Raw genomic sequence first — 20,374 nt, 5'->3', positions numbered from 1 at the left:
TTCACCCCGCGGCCCCCGGCGCTCACCCGCCGGAGGGCCCCGCGGGCAGCGCGCAGTTCACGAACTCCACGCGCGGATGCACGGTGAGCGCCTGGACGGTCGTGGGGTATTTCTCTCGCATGTACGCCGACGCGATGTTGGCGTCCGTCCCGCCCAGCTTCCGCGCCTGGACGGGGTTGCGGTTCGGGTCCTGGCCCGCGTTGCCGAACACGGCGCCGTAGCCATCGCCGCCCTCGAGCAGGAAGCTGGGCATGGCCACGCGGTAGCGGATGCTCGCGTCCTGGCGCGGCGGCAGGGCCACCGTGGCGCCATCGACCTCCAGGGCGACCACGCGCGAGCCGGCCGGCCGCTCGCAGTCCACGCGCACCTTGGTGCCTTCGGAGACCTGCAGGAAGGCGCCGGACGGCGAGGTGATGGACTGCCCCGCCCCGTAGAGGCTGGCCACGCTCGCCTCCAGCATCCGCACGAGCTCGTCCTCGGTGAGGTCCACCGTCACCACGAGGTTCTCGAAGAGGATGACCTCGTGGAGCACGCCGTCGGTGAGCGGCCCCTTCTTCAGGGACATGCGCGTGTAGCAGAGGCCCTCGGCGCGCAGCGAGCCGCCGTTGACGATGCCCAGCTTCGCCGGGCGCGCCGAGCCGTCCTCGGCGTGCATGAACGCGTCCGCGACGAGCTGGCCGAGCGCGTTGTTGGCGTGGCGGGTGTAGGGCTTGTCGAGCTGCACGTCCTCGCCCAGGTAGCCGACGACGGCCTCCGGGTCGGCCACGAGCGGCTGGCAGGAATCGTTGTACGAGATGCACCCGGCCAGCGGCGAGGCCAGGGCGACGGCGGTGAGCAGGAAGCGGGAAGGACGCATCAGAAGTGGGCCCTCACGGTGAGGTAGCCGGACATGCCCTCGCGCGGGAGGTTGTCCGTGACGCGGTCCGGGCGGGGGACGTCGTCACGCATGTCGTGGTCGAAGACGTTGTGCGCCACCAGCGACACCTCCCAGATGTCGAGGATGGGCTCGCTGCGGATCTGCGCGGTGATGAGGCTGTAGGCGGGAATCTTGTACCGGCGGATGAGCTCCAGCACGGAGCGGCTGTTGTTGCGCCGCTCGGCGCCGGCGCGCACCACGAGATCGAAGTTCACCCAGGCGCCGATGGGCATCGACACGCCCGCGTTGAAGCGGGCCTGGGGCGTGTCCGTGAGCAGGCGGGACTGCGGCGGCAGCTCCATGTCCTGCGCGCGGGAGATGCTCGCGTTGAACCACGCGCTCGCGCGCTTGGAGGCCTCCAGGCGCGCCTCGCCCTCGACGCCGTACACGCGCACGCCCAGCTCGCGGTTGCGCAGGGGCACGATGTTGCCGGACGTGTCCACGGGGACGATGGGCGAGGAGAACAGCTCCAGGAACGCGTTGGCGCGCAGGCGCACGCGCGCGTCACCCGCGGACTGGATGAGGTCGGCGCCCAGCTCGAAGGTGTCCACGGTGGCGGGCTGCAGGCGGGGATTCCCCTCGAAGCGGCCCTGGCTGTAGTCGGTGTCCGGGATGCGCTCCGCCAGCTCCTGGAGCGTGGGCGCGCGGAAGGCGCGGCCGTAGAGGGCCTTGAGCACCAGTGAGTCCGTGGCGGAGAACACCAGGCCCACGCGCGGGTTGATGCGCGACACGAAGCTCGTGCCGGTGATGGTGCCGCTGCCGTCCACCTCCGGCAGTTGGGTGGCGTCCAGCCGCACCCCGAAGGTCAGCGTCAGCGCATCGACCACCGTCCACTGGTCCTGGGCGAACAGGCCCACGCTGAGGCGCCGGGACGCGGCGCCGTCCGCCAGCTCCAGCAGATCCGCGAGCCCCTCCGGCCGGGCGAAGCCCCCCGGGCGCACGCGCGTGTCGAGCGTGTAGTTCGTCTCGTACTCGTAATCCCCCAGCGACTGCTGCTCCACCACGACGCCCAGCGACAGGCGATTGGTGGGGGCCAGCGCGACGTCGGCGTCCAGGCCGCCGGTCAGCGTGCGCACGGAGACGCGCGACTGCTCCTGCATGCCGTTCTCGAAGAGCTGGTTCGCGTCCGAGCCCGTGCGGAAGCCGCTGGGCGTCAGCTGGAAGCGCCGGTCCGTGGACTGCTGGTCGAAGCCCGCGCGGGCGCGCAGCAGCACCGAGGCGCCCACGTTCTTCTCCCACGAGAGGTCGGCCATGAGGACGTTCCACTTCAGCTCCGAGTCCTCGGCCACCGCGTCGAAGAGGCCCAGCAGGGCGGTGCGGTTCTCCGTGAGGAAGCGGACGGAGGCGCCCAGCTTCCCCGCGTCGCCCATGGCGTACGTGGCGCCGCCGCCGAGGTTGAGCAGGAAGCGGTCGTCCTGCGTCCTCCCGGCGGGGTCCTCCACGGCGCGCAGGCCCTGGGAGATGGCCTCGTCGTCGAGGCTGTCGTGGGTGATGATGTTGGAGTCCCCCTTCTGGCTCCAGAGGTCCACGTCCGCGAAGAGCCGCAGGTCGCCGAACGTCTGGCCCGCGGAGACGTGGCCGTTCACCGTGACGGCGAGCCGGTCGTCCTTCTCCGGGAAGCCTCCCGCGGACACCGCGGTGCGCAGGCCATCCGAGGTGTCCGTGACGATGTTGACCACGCCCAGGAACGCGCCCGCGCCATAGAGCGCGGAACCCGGTCCACGGATGACCTCGATGCGCTCCAGGTTCTCCACCGGGAGGTTCATCAGGGCCTTGCCGTCGAAGAAGTTGTTGAGGCGGTGGCCGTTGAGCAGGAACAGCACCTCCGCGTCGTTGCGCAGGCCGCGGATGGCGGTGCGATGGAAGCCCTGCACGTCCCGGCTGACGGTGAGCCCCGGCACCACGTCCAGCACGTCCGCGACCGTGCGGGCCCCGAGCGCGCTGATCTGATCGCGGTTGAACGACGCGCCGATGGCCGGCACCTTCTGGACCTTCTCCTCGTGCCGCGTCGCCAGCGCCAGCGTGTCCTCCGCGCTGTAGAGGGCCAGGTCGTCCTCCAGCGCCGAGCGCCCCGGCTCCGCGTCCATGGGCGCGAAGGCGTCGCGGCTGGAGCCCGCCGGAGGCTCCCGGTGGGATGGGGAATCGTGTGAGGCCCCCGCCCCACGGCCGGAGGAAGCCGACTCACGGCCTCCCGTCCCGCCCTCGCGCGTGGACGACGCGACCTCGCGGCCGGAGGTCGACGCGCGAGGCGACGCGGTGGGCTCGCGCGTGGGCGTCGACGTGGACTCGCGAGGAGGAGGCGTCGCGCGCGCCGGAGTCTTGGGCGCCGGCGGAGCCTCCTCGGGCAGCTCCGCCGTGAGCGCGGCCATCGAGTCGTCGCTGCTCGCCGCAGGCGGAGGCGGGCGCGAGGACGCGGTCCCCGCCTTCGGCTTGTCGGACGGGGGCGGCGGCATCGGCAGGCGCGCCGGGGGGCGCTCGTCGGTGTCGGCGGAGATCGACGGCCGCGACTCGGGGCCCGTCGTGGGCCGGCTCGCCGTGGACGTGGACGCGGGCGAGTCCCCCGCCACCAGCACCCGCGCGGGGCGGGCCGCCGTCTGGAAGATCGCCACGCGCTCGCCGTCGGCGGTGACGCCCTCGACGTAGTACTCGACGCCGGGCGCCGCCATGTGCTCGGCGGGGATGATGCCGCGGTAGAGGTCGCCGTACTGGCGCTCCATCTGCACGCGGGCGTAGGGCTCCCCCGGACCTCGGTAGCGCACGAACATCTCGAGGATGCGTGCGCCGTCCACGAGCGTCCCATCCAGCTTCAGCGGCAGGCCGGCCTGGGCGCGCGCGGGCGCGGAGTGGAGAAGCGAAGGTTCCTCGGCGCGGACGGGTACCGCCACGAAGAGCACGAGGCTGAGGAGGGTCGCGCGAGCGAGTGCGGTCTTCAAGCAGGGCGATGGTCCTTTGCTCCGATTCCCGAGTCAAGGAAGGGGCCTCCACGCCAACCACGCGCGCCGATTTTTTGCCGGGTCTCCGAGGCCATGCGAGGGATCGCCGCACTCCATGCGCGACTCGCTCGCCCTGCACCTCGCCCTCTTTCGTCGTCAGCGGGCGCAAATCGCCCGCGTGGTGGACGGGCACACGAATGCATTCCGAACCTACGAGGCCCGCTACCGGCGGCGCACGTCCAGCTACCGGCGCGTCCTGCCGCTGACGGACGTGCACCAGCGGGTGCGCGCCGCGGACGTGGTCTACGTCGGCGACTACCACACGCTGCCGCTCGCGCAGCAGACCTACCTGGAGCTCGCCGAGCGCGCGCTGGGCGCGGGGCGTCGCGTCGTCCTCGCCCTCGAGTGCATCGAGGGCCGGCACCAGGCCGCGCTCGACGCGTGGAACACGGGTCGCCTGTCCGAGCGCTCGTTGCTGGCCCGACTGGGCCACGGCACGCAGGACACCGGCTTCGGCCCCGGCGGCACGGTGCGCACCCTGCTCGCCTTCGCGCGCCGGCATCGCCTGGAGGTCGTGGGCATCGACCGCCGCGCGCAGGGTGAACGTTCGCTCGCACTGCGGGACGCGTACGCGGCCGAGCGCATCGCCCGGGTCGCCCGCGCCGAGGACCGTCCCCTCGTGCTCGTCCTGGTGGGCCAGTACCACATCGCCCCCTGTCACCTCCCGGCGCAGGTGGAGCAGGCGCTCGGTGACATCGTGCGTCGCGGACTGGTGGTGTACCAGAACGCGGAGGGGGTCTGGTGGCGGCTGGCCCGCGAGGGCCACATGGGCGTGGCCGAGGCGGTGGAGCTGTCCGACGACGCCGTGTGCCTCCTCAACGCCTCTCCCGTCGTGTGCCAGCAGAGCTTCCTGGACTACCTGGAGGCGGAGGCTGGTGACTCGCCCCTGCTGGACCGGGGCGCGACGGAGCGCTTCCGGGAGATGGCGGCGCTGATCGGCCGGCTCGCGGGCGTGCCGGTGGTGCGCGCGCTGGAGTCCGTGGAGGTCGCCACGGTGGCGGATGGGGACGTGCTGGCGCGCATCCAGCGCCGGGGGCGCTTCACCCAGGCGGAGCTGTCGCAACTGCGCCGCCACATCCTGTCGCGCGAGAGCAGCTACATCCCGCGCGCCCGCACCGCGTACCTCGCGTCCCTGTCGCTGAACCACGCGGCGGAGGAGGCCGCGCACTTCGTGCGGCACTGCGCGGTGGGCGACGCGATGGAGGCCCCCCGCTCCGCCTCCGAGGCGTTCTATGCGCGGTGCATGGAGGAGGCGCTCGGCTTCTTCGGCTCGCGGCTCGTCAATCCGCGCCGCACCTGCCTGGGGCTCGCCGAGTGGGCGGGACGCTTCGGCGAGAGCCGGGGCGTGGACCGGCAGATCGCCGCCTTCGTCCTGGCCCACAAGGCCACCGAGGTGGAGGCGCCGGAGGAGGCCGTGAAGCTGCTCCCCCTGCGCAAGGACCGCCTGTTCCACGGCGTCAGCCACGCGCTGGGCTACCTGCTGGGAGACCGGCTCTACCGCGCCTTCGACGCGGGCGACGTGGACAAGGCCGCGGTGCGGGCCCTGTTCCGGGACCCCTTCGCGGACGCCCGCGCCTCGTACTTCACCTGGGCCGAGCGCCTGCGCGATTGAGCGGCGTCAGGGGGACTCCGCCTGGGACGGCGCCGGCTCGGGCGCCTCCAGGTCGCTGAACTCGAACGTCCCATCCGGCTTCAGGACGCGCCGCTGCGCCGGCGCGTCCGTGCGGATCCAGATGGCTCCATCCGGGAGCAGGACGTACACGGTGCCCGCCTCCTGCGGAGCGACCACGAGCATGCCCAGCTCCGGGTAGAGCATCACCAGCGCGAGCTCCGTCTCGAGCGGCCCGGGGAACAGCACGTGGGTATGGAGGGCCACCTCGGCGCCCTCGGACGTGTCCCCGCTCGGCGCCCGCGCCTCGAAGACGCCCTGGTGGAGCTGCGTCTTCTCCAGGAGCGTCCGCCCGTCCGGACCGAAGCGGAACCGGAAGTCGCCGCCCAGGTTCACGCGCCCGGGATGGTGGCTGCCCTGGAGCACGTAGACGGTCAGCTCGCCCGACGCCTCCAGCCGGACGACCAGGTTCACCCGCCGGGAGCCGAACGCCTCGTGCGCGGTCTGCACCGCGGTCCGCACCGCGCGCGCCACGTGGCTGAAGTCCGTGGGAAGGCCCTCCACGGGGATGCGCTCCATCCACTCCGGTGCCTCGAACGGCGCCTTCAGCGCATAGGACGGGTTGAACGTCCCCGCGTCATCCACCTTCCCGAAGAGCCCGTACCAGGCGCCACCGAAGGGGAGGGTGAAGAACCACTGCAGCCGGGAGCGGTCCAACGTCTCGTCCGCCAGGAGGATGTCGGTGGCGCGGATGGCCGCCCGCTCCGCCTCGACGATGTAGAGCGCGCTGCGCTGGACTCGGAGCAGCTCCGCGTCATCCACGGACGGCTGCACGGGCTCGGCCTTGTCCGGGCCCGGAAGGGGCTCGGGCTGGCGCCGCGAATGCGCGCCGCACCCGGCGCCCCAGAACATCAGCACGGCGAATCGAAGCAGGCGCACACGCGACCTCACGCGAAGGAGGAACGGCTCCCGTGAGTCTGCCCGACGTCCCGACTCCCTCGCACGCGTCACCACTCACGCGGCAAGTTCCCCTCCCCTTCCGCCCGTCAGGTCTCCTGCTTCGCGGGCGCCGTCTCCTTCAGGGCGGCCTTCACCTTCTCGCGCAGGGCGCGGGCGCGCTCCTTGAACTGGGTGCGCTGCTCCTCGGTGAGCTGGCCCCCCGCGGCGTCGCGCTGGGCCTTCGTCTCGTCGCGGAGCTGGCGCATCTCGCCCTTGAACTGGTCGGCCTGGGCCTGGGAGAGGCGGCCGCTCTCCACGGCGCGGTCGAGCCGGTGCTCCATCCGCGCCAGGTGCATGCCGCCGTGCCTGCCGCCCTTCATGCCCCGGTGACCGTGGGCGTGGGGCTGCGAGCACTGTCCGTCAGCGGCCTTGTCGCCGTCACCAGCGAGCACCGGCGTGGCGAGCAGCAAGGAGGCGGCGGCGAAGGAGGTCAGCAGGGTCGTCAGACGCATGTTTCGTTTCTCCAGTGGTTCCGAGGGACGCGGGCACTCCCGCTCGCGTCCCCCGATGCCAGGAAAAACCCCGCGCGACCCGGAAGGTTAAATCCCGCCCCGCATGGGGCCCGGGAGGGACTCCTCCCCACCTCACCGCCCCGTCGGCTTGACGGCGCGCGTGGCGATGAACCCGTCGAAATACTCGGACACCGCGTCACCCGACACGTGCCGGTCCTCGAAGAGGCCCGCGAGGACGAAGCCCGCGTCCAGTTGCCCGCCCAGTTGGTCCTGGAGCGAGTGGCCGACACACAGGGGCTCGCCCTTGTCGGTGTACCGTCGACGCTCCTCGTCCGTCAGGCTGGTGAAGTCCGAATAGGGCATCTTGTACTTGAGCTGCAGCACGCCCTGCTCCTGGAGCTCCGGGTCGAAGAGGAAGATGACCGGGTTGCTGAAGCCCGACAGGAGCGCCCCACCGGGCCGCAGCACGCGGAACGCCTCGCGCCACACGGGCCGCACGGTGTCCACGAAGCAGTTCGAGCACGGGTGGAAGACGAGGTCGAAGCTGCCATCCGCGAAGACGGAGAGGTCGCGCATGTCCCCCTCCACGAGCCGCAGGGTCAGCCCCTCGCGCTCGGCCACCTTCCGGTCCTGGCCGAGCTGCCCGGGCGAGTTGTCCAGCACCGTCACGTGGGCCCCGGCCGCCGCCAGCACGGGCGCCTGCTGGCCCCCCGCCCCCGCCAGACACAGCACCTGCTTGCCCGCGATGTCGCCGAACCACTCGCGCGGCACCGGCTTCGTCGGGGTGAGGACGATGCTCCACTCGCCGCGCCGCGCCGCCGCGATGACCTCCGGCCCCACCGGGATGGTCCACCGGTCCCCCGCCGCCACCTGCCGGTCCCATGCCTCGCGGTTGTACTTCCGCACATCCACGTCAAACGTCATGCAACACCCGTCCTTCCATGCCCCCCGCCACGGTGACGACCTCGCCCGTCACGTGGCCGGAGATGCGATCCGACGCCAACGTCACCACCACGCGCGCGACGTCCTCCGGCTGCCCCACCTTGCGCAGGGGCATCGTCCGGGTCACCCGCTTCACGAACTCCGCGTCGGCCACCTTCGCGCGATTGCGGTCCACCTCCGTCCATCCGGGGCACACCACGTTGACCCGCCCGAGCGGCGCGACGCGCCCCAGCTCGTTCTTCAAGCTCTTGACGAACCCGCTCGCCAGCGCGCCCTTCGCCGCCGCGTAGTCGGTGTGGCCGGCCTCGCCGAACAGCCCCGCGGTGGAGCTGATGATGACGATGTTGCCCGTACCCGTGGTCGCCATGTGCCGCAGGAAGGCACGGCAGCACAGGAAGACGCTGTCCAGGTTCTCCGCCAGCGTCTGCCGCCAGCGCGCCAGCGACATGTCCCAGAGTGACTCGTCCGGTGCGGGGTACCGGCCCGCGTTGCACACGAGCACGTCCAGGCGGCCCAGCGCGGCGACCGCCGCGGGCACGAGCGCGTCCACCTCCGCCTCCACCGTCAGGTCCGCGCGCAGCGCCACGCCGCCCACGTCCCGGGACAGGCGCAGCGCCTTGTCCTCGCTGGAGCGGTAGTGCACCGCCACCCTCGCGCCCTCCTCGGAGAACGCGCGCACCAGCGCCGTACCGATACCGCCCGCGCCGCCCGTGACGAGGACGCCCCTGCCCTTCAGCTCCGTGTCCATGCGAATGGTCCCTCGGGTGACAGGGCCCTTCCGTCCGGCAACACGAGCGAACGGGTGGCGTCCGGCGACGCCCGACGCGCAGGGCCCTCGAGTCCTGACAGCCCCAGACAGACGAATGCCCGCCGCCGCCCCAGTGGGACTCCGGCGGGCACGACCTCCCCGCCCTCAGCCCAGCCGCAACAGCTCGCGCGCCTGCTGGGGCGTGGCCGGCTCGCGGCCGTGGGCCCGGGCACGCTTCGCGGCGTCCGCCACGAGCTCCCAGTTGCCCTTCGCGAGCACGCCCTTGGACACGTAGATGTTGTCCTCCAGGCCCACCCGCGCGTTGCCGCCGCGCTTCGCCGCCTCCTCCACGAACGGGAGCTGGAAGCGGCCCACGCCGGCCACGGTCCAGGTGGAGGCCTCCGGCAACGAGGCGATCATGAAGTCCAGCACCTCCGGCCGCGCCTGGAGCGTGCCCGGCACGCCCAGCACGAAGTCGAAGTGCGCGGGCAGCTCCACCAGCCCCTCCTTCGCCAGGTAGCGGGCCTCGTCGATCATCCCCACGTCGAAGCACTCCAGCTCCGGGCGCAGGCCCAGGGCGCGGATGCGCCTGGCGATGTCGCGCACGAGCGGGCGGGGATTCCAGAAGACCTCTTCCCCGAAGTTCACCGTGCCCGTGGTGAGCGTGGCCATGTCCGGCCGGTCCGCCCCCGTCAGCGTCAGCGGACCGCAGCGCTCGTCCACCGTCATGCCCACCGCGCCACCGGTGGACGTCTGGATGAGCACGTCGGTGCGCGCGCGGATGGCGCGGATGGCGGCCCGGAACAGCTCCGCGTCCTGCGACGGCTTGCCGTCCGGGGTGCGCACGTGCAGGTGCACCATGGCCGCGCCCGCCTCGCGACAGCGCGCGGCGTCCTCGGCGATCTCCTCGGCGGTGATGGGCAGGTGCGGCGTCTGGGCGCGCGTCGTCTCCGCGCCCACCATCGCCGCGGTGAGGACCATGGGAGGACTCATCGCTGACCTCGCTGCTTGTCCTTGGGAACCACGCAGGTCCCCGAAGCACGGCACACCACCACGGGCTCCGTCAGCACGTCCGCCGCCGAATCGTTCACATCCGGGCGCGGGCGGATGACCTTGCGGGCCTCGAAGCGCATCTTGCGCGACGTGTTGCCCGCGCTGACGATCTCCCCTTCCGCCTCGATGAAGTCCCCGGCGTACACCGGCGCCAGGAACTCCACGGAGTCGTAGGCGCGGAACAGCCCCTCGTCGCCGTCGGCCCGGATGCACAGCTCCGTGGCCACGTCGCCGAACAGGCCCAGCATGCGCGCGCCGTCGACGAGGTTGCCGCCGTAGTGCGCGTCATGGCTGCTCATGCGCAGCCGGATGATGGCCTTGGTTCCCGTGCTCACGTGGGCTCTCCCTGGAAGTGCATGTCCTGGGGCTCCTTGCCCTCCTTCTTGAGGAGCGCGTGGACGATGTAGTTGGCCACGTCCGAGGGCTTGGTGCCCGGCCCGAAGCCCGCGTCGAAGCCCAGCTCCAGCGCCAGCTTGTGGTCCACGCGGGGGCCGCCCAAGAGCAGTTGCACCTTGCCGTGGATGCCCGCCGCCTTCGCCGCCTCGATGAAGTGGCGCGAGTTGTCCTTGTGCACGTCGCGCTGGGTGACGACCTGGCTCACCAGGATGGCGTCGGCGTTCTTCGCCAGGGCCTTCTTGATGAGGTCCTCGTTGGGGACCTGGCTGCCCAGGTTGAACGCCTCGAACCCGGGATAGCGCTCCAGGCCGTAGTCGCCCGCGTAGCCCTTCATGTTCAGGATGGCGTCGATGCCCACCGTGTGCGTGTCCGTGCCGGTGCACGCGCCGAACACGACGATGCGCCGGCCCACCTTCTCCTTGATGAAGGCGTTGAGGTCGTCGAACGACATCTTCTTGACGACGACCTCGGGCACGTCGATTTCGGCGTAGTCCAGGTACATGCCCGAGCGGGCGTACACGATGAAGAAGGTGTAGTTGTCCGCGGCGCGCTCCGCGGCGGCCACCTTCACGTCGGAGAACCCCATCTTCCGAGTGAAGACGGCGGCGGCCTCCTTGGCCTTCTCCGACAGGGGCACCGGCAGCGTGAACGACAGCTGCACGACCCCGTCGTCCCGACGGTCTCCGTAGGGACGGATGATCTGCTTGCTCGGCTTCACCATCGCTCTATTTCCCCGCCCGCTGGATCTTCACGCTGGTGCCCACCTTGTCGGCCAGCGTCGAGAACCGCGCCTTCTTCGCCTGCTCCATGAAGAAGACGATGGACCACGTGGTGCGTCCGTCACAGCCCACGTACGTCACGGTGTCGACCACGCCGCCGTTGGTGGACGCGTCGGAGTCCAGCCGCTTCGCCGCGGGCTGTCCGCCCACCTTGAGCTTCTCCCAACCCGTGCCGCCGATGCCGGCGGTGATCTTGTCCACGCAGACCTGGGCCTTCATGCCCGCCGTCTGCACCGTGCCCACGTCCACCAGGAAGTAGGCGTCACCGCTGGGGGCGAGGAACTTCGTCGACCCGTCCTCCACCGAGCGCTGCCACGCGGCCGGCACCTGCACCGCGACGTTCTTCACCTGGAAGTTCGCCAGCGCGTCCGCCGAACCGCCCGCGGCCACCACCATCGTCAGAAGCGTACCGAGCATCATGCTGCCTCCAGGATTTCCAGGAACGGATTGAAGTAGTCGGGCGACTTCTCCAGCACGCCGTCGAGCCCCTTGCCGCCGGTCTCCTCGCGCTTCACGTCGCCGAAGTGCCCCTTGCCGATGGCGGCCACCATGCCCTCGTCGCGGCACTCCTGGAGCAGCTTCATCGCCTGGGCGAACACCTCGCGGGCCCGGTTGGCGATCTTCCCGTCCTCCCGGACGGTGAACTCCTCGTCGATGCCCCGCGCCGCGCGGTGGATGTAGTTGGCGGACTTGAGCGCCACGAAGCGGTCCGCCAGGAGCGGCGTGTGCATGGCCTCCGTCATCATGCCCAGCAGCTGGATGCCCTGCCGCGTCCAGATGGCCACCAGGTCCGCCATCACGTCGTACGCGTGGCTGAAGAAGATGTCCGTCTCCTTGTGCTTGGTGGGCGGCATGTACTTCAGCGGCGCGTCCGGGAAGCAGCGGCGCACGAGCATCGCCTGCGACAGCTCCAACAGGAGCGTGTCGTCGCGGTACGGGTCGATCTCGTACGAGTGCCCGATGCCCAACTGCCAGTCCTTCAGGCCCGCCCGCTTGGCGAAGCACTCGTTGATGAACTGGCTGGCGATGACCGTGTGGGCCGCGTCGTACGCGTCCGCCGTGGTGATGTAGTTGTCCTCGCCCGTGTTGATGATGATGCCCGCCAGGGCGCAGATGCGGCGGCTGAAGTACTGGTCGATGAAGGTGCGACGCATGTTGATGTCGCGGAAGAGGATTCCGTACATCGCGTCGTTGAGGAGCATGTCCAGCCGCTCGTAGGCCGCGCAGAAGGCGATCTCCGACATGCACAGGCCGGACGAGTAGTTGGTCAACTGGATGTAGCGCTTGAGCTTGCGGCTCTCCTCGTCCAGGGCCTCGCGCATGATGCGGAAGTTCTCCTGGGTCGCGTACGTGCCGCCGTAGCCCTCCGTGGTGGCGCCGTGGGGCACGTAGTCCAGGAGCGACTGGGCCGTGGACCGGATGACCGCGATGACGTCCGCGCCCGCCTGGGCCGCCGCCCGGGCCTGATCCACGTCGTCGTAGATGTTGCCCGTGGCGACGATGACGTACTTGTGCGGCGCGGGCGACATGGGGAACTGCTGGCGGAGCGCGTCGCGCTGCGCGAGGCGGGCCTTCATGTCCTCCAACGCCGCGCGAGCCTCCTCGCGGACCTCGGCGCGCAGCCGTTGCTCCTGCTCCGCAGGCAGCGGACCCAGCTTGTCCGTGGGCAGCGCCGTCAACCGCTCGACGGCCTCCAGCGGACTCTTCGCCCCCAGTTGTAGCGCCCGGCCGTACCAATAGGCCGCGCCCCGGTTGAGCACCCCGGCGGCCTTCAGCTTGTCGACCATCAGGTTGGCGAGCGGCACTCCTCGGGCCCCCGCCCCGGAAATGCCGAAGAAGCGCAACACGGTGCGCTCGATGGAAACAGTGGTGTTGCGGCGGATGAGGTCGAAGATCGGGTTGACGATCTCCTCCGCCAGCTTGCGCGCGTGTGCAATCTGCGCGTCTTCGATGAACGGGCCTGGCATGGGCGCACCTTACCCGCCAAACCGCCTACCGGAAGCGTGGAAGCACACCGAGATAGCGCTGCCGCACCGCATTATCGGTTCTCGCTCCACCAACACCGAAAATACGATGATCACCCCCACCGAAAAGACGGTGATTCAACCGACATTTCGGTGTCGACAGGTCAGCCGTTCTCGTCAACCCCTTGAATTCATTGAGCACCGGCTCACGGCACGGTCCGTGCTCAAGGAGCGCACGCCTCACCCCCCAAGAGGAGACTCGACGTGAAGACCCGCTCCCTCATCCTGACGACTGTCCTGTTCAGTGGCTCGGCGTTCGCGGCCAACCCACCTCCCCTCACTACCGACACGGGCGCCCAGGTCGGAACCAACCAGAGCTCGAAGACGGCGGGGCCGCGCGGCGGCATCCTGCTGGAGGACTTCCACCTCATCGAGAAGCTGGCCCGGTTCGACCGTGAGCGCATCCCGGAGCGCGTGGTGCACGCGCGTGGCGCGGGCGCCTACGGCGTGTTCGAGAGCTATGGCGACTTCTCCAACCTGACGCGCGCGTCCATCTTCGCCACCAAGGGGAAGAAGACGCCGATGTTCGTGCGCTTCTCCACCGTCATCCATCCGTCCGGCTCGCCGGAGACGCTGAGGGACCCGCGCGGCTTCGCGCTGAAGTTCTACACGGACGAGGGCAACTGGGACCTGGTGGGCAACAACCTGCCGGTCTTCTTCATCCGGGACGCCATCAAGTTCCCGGACATGGTGCACTCGCTCAAGCCGTCGCCGATCACGAACAAGCAGGACCCGAACCGCTTCTTCGACTTCTTCTCCCACATCCCCGAGTCCACGCACATGCTGACGCAGCTGTACTCGGACATCGGCATCCCGGCGAACTACCGCCAGATGAACGGGCACGGCGTCCACGCGTTCAAGTTCGTCAACGCCAAGGGCGACTACCGCTACGTCAAGTTCAACTGGAACTCGCAGCAGGGCATCAAGAGCCTCACCTCCGAGGAGGCCGCGCGCGTCGCGGGTGAGGACCACCAGAACGCCACGTCGGACCTGTATGCGTCCATCGGCTCGGGCAAGTTCCCCGCGTGGGAGCTGACGGCCCAGGTGCTGGACCCCAAGGACCTGGACGGGTTCTCCTTCGACCCGTTGGACCCGACGAAGATCTGGCCGGAGGACAAGGTCCCGTCCATCAAGCTGGGCAAGTTCACGCTCAACAAGCTGCCGGACAACTTCTTCGAGGAGACCGAGCAGTCCGCCTTCTCTCCGGGCGTGCAGCCCTCCGGCATCGAGCCCTCCGAGGACCGCCTCCTCCAGGGTCGCCTCTTCTCGTACGCGGACACCCAGCGCTACCGCGTGGGCGCCAACTACCAGTCGCTGCCCGTCAACCGCGCCAAGGCGTCGGTGAACAACAACAACCAGGGCGGCAGCATGAACTTCGCCAACACGAAGTCGGACGTGAACTACGAGCCGAGCATCGTCCGCGAGACGCAGGAGGTCCCGGCCTACCTGCTGTCGAGCGCGCCGCTGACCGGCACGACACAGCAGCGCCCCATCGACAAGACGGACAACTTCGCGCAGGCGGGCGTGTTCTACACGGCGCTGGACGCGGCCGGGCGTGAGCGCCTGGTGAAGAACCTGGCCGCCGACCTGGGCCAGGTGCGCGACGCCAAGGTGAAGGCCCGCATGGTGGGCCACTTCTTCATGGCCAACCCGGAGTACGGCACCAAGCTGGCCAAGGCCGTGGGCGTGAAGGTCGACGACGCCAAGGCCGCCGTGGCCCCGCTCGCCGCTCGCTGAAGAAGCCGTCCGCGGTCCAGGCCCGGGAGACGCGCGTCGGCTCCCGGGCCCGCAGTCCTGTTTCCCCCCTAGTCCTCGAGGGGCTGATTGGACCGGCCACGCGGGAGTCCGCGGCCACCTCGCCCCTCCCCTGTTCGCGTCCGGAGGACGTCATGTTTCGCAAGCTGTTGATGGGAGCCGTGGGCCTGTTGGTGCTCGTCTGTGGTGTGCTCACCGCCGCGTGGTTCTCCCTGCGCTCGGAGCCGGCGCCCGAGGGGCGCATGCTGGCCACGAGCGAGGCGGAGCGGTACCTGCTCGCCGCCGCGCGTGTCGGCGACACGGAGATCGTCACCGGGCTGCTCCGCGCCGGGACTCCAGTAGAAGCCCGCGACAAGCGCGGGTTCTCGCCGCTCATCCTCGCCGCGTACCACGGTCACCTCGACACGGTGCGCGCGCTGCTCGCCGCGGGCGCTGACGCGTGCGCGGGCGACAATCACGGCAACACCGCGCTGATGGGCGCGGCGTTCAAGGGCTACGCCGACATCGTCGGGTTGCTCAACCAGCAGACGTGCGCCGTGGACCAGACCAACGGCTTCGGTCAGACGGCGCTGATGTTCGCCTCCCTCTTCGGTCGACAGGAGGTGGTCGACCAGTTGCGCCAGAAGGGGGCGTCCCCAGAGACCCGCGACGCGAGCGGACGCAGCGCCAGTGACTGGGCTCAGACACAGCAGCCCCAGGCCCCCGTCGCGCCCGCGCCGGACGCCGCCGCCACGCGCTGAGCGAGCGGCGTGAGCATGATGCGACACCGCGCCGGCGACGGGCCTGGACACGACAGCGCCAGGCCACGGGGGCGCCCTGCGCGCGACGCGCATCCGGCGCCACCGGCGGGCCTGGACGCGACCACTCCAGGCCACCGGGCTGCCCGCGCCGCCTGTTCCCCACCGTCGGACATGGGGGCGCGTAGCAACCGCGGGTTCCCGCGTCCCGCTCAGACGTAGCGGGTGGCGAAGAGCTGGAGGAGCGCGGGCTCCGTGCGCAGCAGGGCGAGCGTCAGCGAGGCATGGCCGGGCACGTAGCCGTTACCCACGACCATCGTGACGTCCTTGCCCACGCCCTCCGCGCCGAGCGCCGCCGCGGTGAAGCTGGTGGCCATGGAGAAGAAGATGGCCGTGCCCCCGTCCTTCACGGACAGGATGGTGGCCATCTCCGTGTTGCCCACGCTGGCGCAGTTGACGACCAGGTCACACAGTTGGCCGCCCGTCGCCTGGCTCACCGCCTCCATCACGTCCACGCCCTGCGTCGCGTCCACCTTCAGCGCCACGTCACACAGCCCGATGGAGGACAACGTGTCGAGCGCGGCCTGGGACACGTCCAGCGCGATGAGCTTGCCCCGGCTCTCCAGGTTGCGACGCGCCTGCGCCAGGCACAGCGCCCCGCTCTTGCCCGAGCCCAGCACCGCGACCGTCATCCCGGGGCGCACGTGGCGGGCCACCAGCGCGGGAGCACCACAGACATCCAGCGCCGCCAACGCCAGCGTGTCCGGGATGTCCGATGGGAGCTTCGCGTAGATGCCGCTGGCGAACAGCAGCGCGTGCCCGCGGATGTCCACGCGGTCGATGTCGACGTGGACCGACTTCACCTCCTCGATGACCAGCGGCGTCAGGGTCAGGCTCACCAGCGTGGCGATGCGGTCCCCCACGCGCAGTTGCTCGCGCGCCGGATGCTTCGCGCCAATCTCCTTCACCCGGCCGATGAGCATGCCGCCGGAGCCAGTCACGGGGTTCTGCATCTTCCCCCGCTCACGGACGATCTCCTGGATGCGCTCGCCGATGCGCGTGGCGTCGCCACCCACCTCGCCCTTGATCTGCTTGAAGGACGCGGCGTCGATGTTGAGGCTCTCCACGTCGATGAGCACTTCGGACTCGCGGCACGGCAGCGAAGGGTCCAGCTTCTTCGCGCGCTGCGGCAGCACGCCCTTCTCGCCGACCACGCGAGACAGCCCATAGAGGTCGTTGCTCATGTTCCCGTCTCCCTGAAGGTCATCGCGCCCTCCGCCTCACCGCGCGGCGCGCGTTGCGACCTGCGTCTATCCGCTCCGGGAGGGGATTGGCCAGCACCACGTCGCCTCCACGGGCCCGGGACGTCGCGAAAACGCCATCCCAGGCCCCCGTGTCCACGCGTGGACGCGCCGCGCTATTCCAGCGCGAGCCGCGGCAGCAGCACCGCGAGCGAGCGCTCGAAGCGGTACGACACGCCGGAGTGGCCGTCCTCGAACTCCTCGTGCACCAACTCCACGCCCGCGTTCTTGAGGTCGTCGGCGAGCATGCGCGTGCCCCAGCGGATGTTGAACTCGTCGCGCGTCCCACAGTCGAGGAAGAGCGTCTTGAGCTTCTTGTAGGAGTCCAGGAACTTGGGCACGAAGCGCACCGGGTCGTGCACCAGCCACCGGTTCCACACGTCCAGCTTCAACCGCCCCGTCTGCGGGTCGAAGGGCAGCTCCAGGTTGAGCGGCTCGCCCTTCTTCGGCGAGTACGCGGCGGCCATCGCCAGCGTGTTCACCACCGGGAAGTCGTCGCCGCGCATCTTCGTCTCCCGCACGCGCTTGCGGAACTCCGTCTGCCACGCCTCCACGCCCCCGGACTTCAGGAGCGAACCCGCCGCCTTCGGCAGGTCCGGCAGGTAGCAGTATTCGAAGTACGCATCCGCCGAGTGCGCCCCCAGGTGCGAGAAGAGCTCCGGGTGGTAGCGCCCCATCACCAGCGCCCCATAGCCACCCGAGCTGTGCCCCAGCACCGCGCGCGACGCCGCCTTGGGCAGCGTGCGGAACGTGCGGTCCACGAAGCCCACCACGTCCTTGGCCAGGTAGTCGCGATAGCGGCCGATGGCGTCGCTGTTGATCCACTGGCTCCCGCCCAGCGACGTCCAGCCGTCCGGGAAGATGCCGACCACCGGAGGGACCGCGCCGGACTCGATGAGCGCGTCGAGCCGCTCCGGCACCGTCAGGCCGAAGCCGGACGCGTTGGTCCACGTCCCGCCGCTGTTCCCGAACGCGTGCAGGAAGTAGACGGCCGGGTAGCGCCGGTCGCTCTCGGCATAGCCCGGCGGCAGGTACACCGTGAGCCGCCGCCGCGCCGGGTCGCCCAGCGGGTTGGACTCCAGCGCGGGTGACTGCAGCTCGCGCGTCTCCAGCAATCCCTTCATCGTGCCTCCCCCCCGGCCGCCCACGCTAAGCGCGCGAGCCCGGGTTCTTGCCGAATACCTTCATCACCGCTTGCAGGTCCGCCCACGCGTTGCGCTTCTCCGCCGGGTTGCGGAGCAGGTACGCAGGGTGGAACGTGGGCATGAGCTGGATGCCCTCGTAGACCCGCCAGTTGCCACGCATGCGGGTGATGGGCGTCGAGTCGCGGAGCAGCGTCTGCGCCGCGAACTTGCCCAGCGCCACCACCACCTTGGGCTGGATGGCCGCCAGTTGCGCGCGCAGGAACGGCTCGCACGCCTGGATCTCGTCCGGCTCCGGATTGCGGTTGCCCGGCGGGCGGCACTTCACCACGTTGCAGATGTAGACGTCGTCGCGGCGGAACCCCATCGCCTCGATCATCTTCGTCAGCAGCTCACCCGCCGCGCCCACGAACGGTACGCCCTGCAGGTCCTCGTTCTCGCCCGGCCCCTCGCCCACGAAGACCAGTTGCGCCCGCGGGTTGCCCGAACCGAACACGATGTTCTTGCGCCCCGTGCACAGCTTGCAGCGGCGGCAATCCCCCAGCTCCCGGCGAACCTGGTCCAGCGTCGGCCGCTCGCCGTCCACGGCTCCGGGCAGCGGCGCGGCCCCAGGGGAGGGCTGGGGTGGAACATCCAGCAACATGCCCGGCGCGGCGGGGCGTGCCGAGGGCGCCCGGGAGGCGGAGGCCGGAGGGGACGAGAAGCCCGGGCGCGCGGCGGGCGGCGGCGCGGGGGGCCTCTGCGTGGGAGCCGCCGCGGCCACGGGCGCCCCAGCAGGGGCCTCCATGGGTCTCGTCGGGGCCTGCGCCACGCCCCTGTCCGCCGCTGGTTCGGCGACGGCCGCGGGGCGCGGCTCGACCGGCGCGGGGGACTGCGGGGACTCCGACGCGGGCCTCGCGAAGCGCGAGCGCAGGGACGGGGTCAGGCGCTGGAGCTCGGCCGCGGCCTTCGCGTCGATCATCAGCACCCGGCCCGCCGCGTCCTCCTGCCAGAGCAGGTGGCGGCGGACGTCCTCGAGCACGGCGCTCATGTCCAGCGAGGCTTCGGGCGAGTCGTCGTTCACGGTTCTGGATCGGTATCGGACGCAGCGCCCGGGCGCAAGGAAGCGGTCATCTTCGCCTCCACGTTCCCCGCGCCGGGGCGGACGGGCCGCCATGCACCAGCGCTCGGCCCCACGGACGCCTCGGTCTCGCACATCGCGTCACACGCCCGGGGCGTCCGACCGGGCCCACACTGGGGCGCCCCTCGATTCAGCCCTGGCCTCCACTGGAGCCGGGACGCGGCAGGGAGCGCAGGAGGTCGAGGATGCCCCGGGCCACGCCCTCCTTGCTCCCCTGGAGCTCCTGTCGCGAGCCCGAGCGGGTCAACACCGTCACGTGGTTGGTGTCCGTGCCAAACCCCGCGCCCGGGGCCGTGACGTCGTTGGCGACGATGGCGTCCAGGCCCTTGCGCTCCAGCTTCTCGCGCGCGTGCTCCTCCACCCGCTCCGTCTCCGCGGCGAAGCCCACCAGCAGCGGTCTCTTCCCCTGCCCCGCCACCTTCCGGGACGCCTCCGCGAGGACGTCCGGCGTCCGGACCAGCCGCAGGTTCTCCGGCGTGGCGGTCGCGCCCTTCTTCACCTTCTGCGGCGAGCGCGTCTCCGGGCGCCAGTCACTCACCGCCGCCGTGGCGATGAAGAGGTCCACCGCCTCGACTCGCGACAGCACCTCGCGCGCCATGTCCTCCGCGGACACGACGTCCACCACCTCGAGGCCGGAGCGGTCCACGGCCCCGACGGGCCCCAGGACCACCGTCACCGAGGCCCCCTGGGTCCGCGCCACGTGCGCCAGGGCCATGCCCATCTTCCCCGTGGACGGGTTGGAGATGAAGCGCACCGGGTCCAGGAACTCGCGCGTGGGGCCCGCCGTCAGCAACACCCGCTTGCCCGCCAGGGGCCCGGGCGAGAAACGCGCCGCCACCGCGGCGACGATGTTCGGCACGTCCGCCAGGCGCCCCTCCCCCACGTCGCCACACGCCAGCAGCCCCGCCCCCGGTCCCACCATCGTGAAGCGCTTGTGCGACAACAGGGCCGCCACGTTCTCCTGCGTCTGCGCGTTGTCCCACATGGCGACGTTCATCGCCGGCGCCAGCACGACGGGCCCTCGGAAGGCGATCAGCGACGTCGTCACCGCGTCGTTCGCCATCCCCGCCCTCAATCTCGCCAGCAGGTCCGCCGTCGCGGGGACGACGACGAAGGCCTCCGCCCAGCGCGCCAGGTCCAGGTGCCCGAAGTTCCCCTCCTGCGAGGGGTCGAAGTAGTCGGTGAGGACGGGGTGGCCGCTGAGCGCCTGGAAGGTCAGCGGGGTGACGAACTGCCGCGCCGCCTCCGTCATGGCCACGCGAACCTCCGCCCCGGCGCGGCCCAGCTCGCGGACGAGCTCACACGCCTTGTAGGCGGCGATTCCGCCCCCGACCCCCACGATGATGCGACGGCCCTTCAGTGCCGATGCGTCCATGCGGCTACCTAATGCGCTCGCCCGTCGAATCGC

Annotated in this window: 18 protein-coding genes; 3 read left to right on the top strand and 15 right to left on the bottom strand. The window is 70.8% G+C overall.

Features of this window, described 5'->3' with window-relative positions:
* Nucleotides 1-22: 22 nt before the first annotated feature.
* Together LZ198_RS31940 and LZ198_RS31935 are read right to left on the bottom strand one after the other, a co-directional pair.
* Nucleotides 23-856 carry a 5'-nucleotidase C-terminal domain-containing protein gene (locus tag LZ198_RS31940; RefSeq protein WP_253975906.1) on the bottom strand — a complete coding sequence of 278 codons (834 nt, stop codon included), beginning with the start codon at nt 854-856 and terminating at the stop codon, nt 23-25.
* Nucleotides 856-3,849, bottom strand: a complete 2,994-nt coding sequence (locus LZ198_RS31935) for a TonB-dependent receptor plug domain-containing protein (RefSeq protein WP_253975905.1) — start codon at nt 3,847-3,849, stop codon at nt 856-858. Before LZ198_RS31935 ends, LZ198_RS31940 begins: the two co-directional genes overlap by 1 nt.
* Before the next feature lie 115 nt (nt 3,850-3,964).
* On the opposite strand from LZ198_RS31935, the gene LZ198_RS31930 reads away from it, so the two are divergent.
* Nucleotides 3,965-5,521 carry a ChaN family lipoprotein gene (locus LZ198_RS31930; protein WP_253975904.1) on the top strand — a complete coding sequence of 519 codons (1,557 nt, stop codon included), beginning with the start codon at nt 3,965-3,967 and terminating at the stop codon, nt 5,519-5,521.
* A 6-nt stretch (nt 5,522-5,527) separates the two neighbouring features.
* On the opposite strand, the gene LZ198_RS31925 is transcribed toward LZ198_RS31930, so the two are convergent.
* The 9 genes from LZ198_RS31925 to kamD form a co-directional block, all read right to left on the bottom strand.
* The gene (locus LZ198_RS31925) at nt 5,528-6,457 is read right to left on the bottom strand and encodes a hypothetical protein (protein WP_253975903.1); all 930 of its coding nucleotides are present in this window, start codon (nt 6,455-6,457) and stop codon (nt 5,528-5,530) included.
* 107 nt (nt 6,458-6,564) lie between these two features.
* Nucleotides 6,565-6,969, bottom strand: a complete 405-nt coding sequence (locus tag LZ198_RS31920; protein WP_253975902.1) for a hypothetical protein — start codon at nt 6,967-6,969, stop codon at nt 6,565-6,567.
* Nucleotides 6,970-7,101: 132 nt separating this feature from the next.
* On the bottom strand, nt 7,102-7,893 hold the full coding sequence (locus LZ198_RS31915) for a class I SAM-dependent methyltransferase (RefSeq protein WP_253975901.1): 792 nt from the start codon (nt 7,891-7,893) through the stop codon (nt 7,102-7,104).
* A complete protein-coding gene (locus LZ198_RS31910; RefSeq protein WP_253975900.1) occupies nt 7,883-8,659 on the bottom strand; it encodes an SDR family NAD(P)-dependent oxidoreductase in 777 nt (258 codons plus the stop codon). The genes LZ198_RS31915 and LZ198_RS31910 overlap by 11 nt, the downstream gene beginning before the upstream one ends.
* 165 nt (nt 8,660-8,824) lie before the next feature.
* Nucleotides 8,825-9,652: a 3-keto-5-aminohexanoate cleavage enzyme gene (gene kce / locus LZ198_RS31905; protein ID WP_253975899.1), complete on the bottom strand. Its 828-nt coding sequence runs from the start codon at nt 9,650-9,652 to the stop codon at nt 8,825-8,827.
* Nucleotides 9,649-10,047, bottom strand: a complete 399-nt coding sequence (kal, locus tag LZ198_RS31900) for a 3-aminobutyryl-CoA ammonia lyase (protein ID WP_253975898.1) — start codon at nt 10,045-10,047, stop codon at nt 9,649-9,651. The genes kce and kal overlap by 4 nt, the downstream gene beginning before the upstream one ends.
* The gene (gene kamE / locus LZ198_RS31895) at nt 10,044-10,829 is read right to left on the bottom strand and encodes a lysine 5,6-aminomutase subunit beta (protein ID WP_253975897.1); all 786 of its coding nucleotides are present in this window, start codon (nt 10,827-10,829) and stop codon (nt 10,044-10,046) included. The genes kal and kamE overlap by 4 nt, the downstream gene beginning before the upstream one ends.
* Nucleotides 10,830-10,833: 4 nt before the next feature.
* Nucleotides 10,834-11,307 (bottom strand): hypothetical protein, encoded by a 474-nt coding sequence (locus tag LZ198_RS31890; protein ID WP_253975896.1) that lies wholly within the window; start codon nt 11,305-11,307, stop codon nt 10,834-10,836.
* On the bottom strand, nt 11,304-12,854 hold the full coding sequence (kamD, locus tag LZ198_RS31885) for a lysine 5,6-aminomutase subunit alpha (RefSeq protein WP_253975895.1): 1,551 nt from the start codon (nt 12,852-12,854) through the stop codon (nt 11,304-11,306). The genes LZ198_RS31890 and kamD overlap by 4 nt, the downstream gene beginning before the upstream one ends.
* A gap of 261 nt (nt 12,855-13,115) precedes the next feature.
* Between kamD and LZ198_RS31880 the strand changes: the two genes are divergently transcribed.
* Together LZ198_RS31880 and LZ198_RS31875 are read left to right on the top strand one after the other, a co-directional pair.
* Nucleotides 13,116-14,648, top strand: a complete 1,533-nt coding sequence (locus tag LZ198_RS31880) for a catalase (RefSeq protein ID WP_323383100.1) — start codon at nt 13,116-13,118, stop codon at nt 14,646-14,648.
* Between the two features lie 152 nt (nt 14,649-14,800).
* Nucleotides 14,801-15,406: an ankyrin repeat domain-containing protein gene (locus tag LZ198_RS31875; protein WP_253975894.1), complete on the top strand. Its 606-nt coding sequence runs from the start codon at nt 14,801-14,803 to the stop codon at nt 15,404-15,406.
* Nucleotides 15,407-15,615: 209 nt separating this feature from the next.
* Here the strand turns inward: LZ198_RS31875 and kdd are convergent, their stop codons facing one another.
* The 4 genes from kdd to coaBC form a co-directional block, all read right to left on the bottom strand.
* Nucleotides 15,616-16,647 carry an L-erythro-3,5-diaminohexanoate dehydrogenase gene (gene kdd / locus LZ198_RS31870; protein WP_253975893.1) on the bottom strand — a complete coding sequence of 344 codons (1,032 nt, stop codon included), beginning with the start codon at nt 16,645-16,647 and terminating at the stop codon, nt 15,616-15,618.
* A gap of 173 nt (nt 16,648-16,820) precedes the next feature.
* Nucleotides 16,821-17,828 (bottom strand): alpha/beta hydrolase, encoded by a 1,008-nt coding sequence (locus tag LZ198_RS31865; RefSeq protein ID WP_253975892.1) that lies wholly within the window; start codon nt 17,826-17,828, stop codon nt 16,821-16,823.
* Between the two features lie 25 nt (nt 17,829-17,853).
* Nucleotides 17,854-18,909, bottom strand: a complete 1,056-nt coding sequence (locus tag LZ198_RS31860; protein WP_253975891.1) for a uracil-DNA glycosylase — start codon at nt 18,907-18,909, stop codon at nt 17,854-17,856.
* 187 nt (nt 18,910-19,096) lie between these two features.
* Nucleotides 19,097-20,341: a bifunctional phosphopantothenoylcysteine decarboxylase/phosphopantothenate--cysteine ligase CoaBC gene (coaBC, locus tag LZ198_RS31855; RefSeq protein ID WP_253975890.1), complete on the bottom strand. Its 1,245-nt coding sequence runs from the start codon at nt 20,339-20,341 to the stop codon at nt 19,097-19,099.
* Nucleotides 20,342-20,374 lie beyond the last annotated feature (33 nt).

The sequence above is a fragment of the Myxococcus dinghuensis genome, from assembly GCF_024198235.1.
Taxonomy (GTDB): Bacteria; Myxococcota; Myxococcia; order Myxococcales; family Myxococcaceae; genus Myxococcus; species Myxococcus dinghuensis.
The sequence above is the reverse complement of the archived record's forward strand: the minus strand, read 5'-3'. Positions and strand labels throughout refer to the sequence as shown.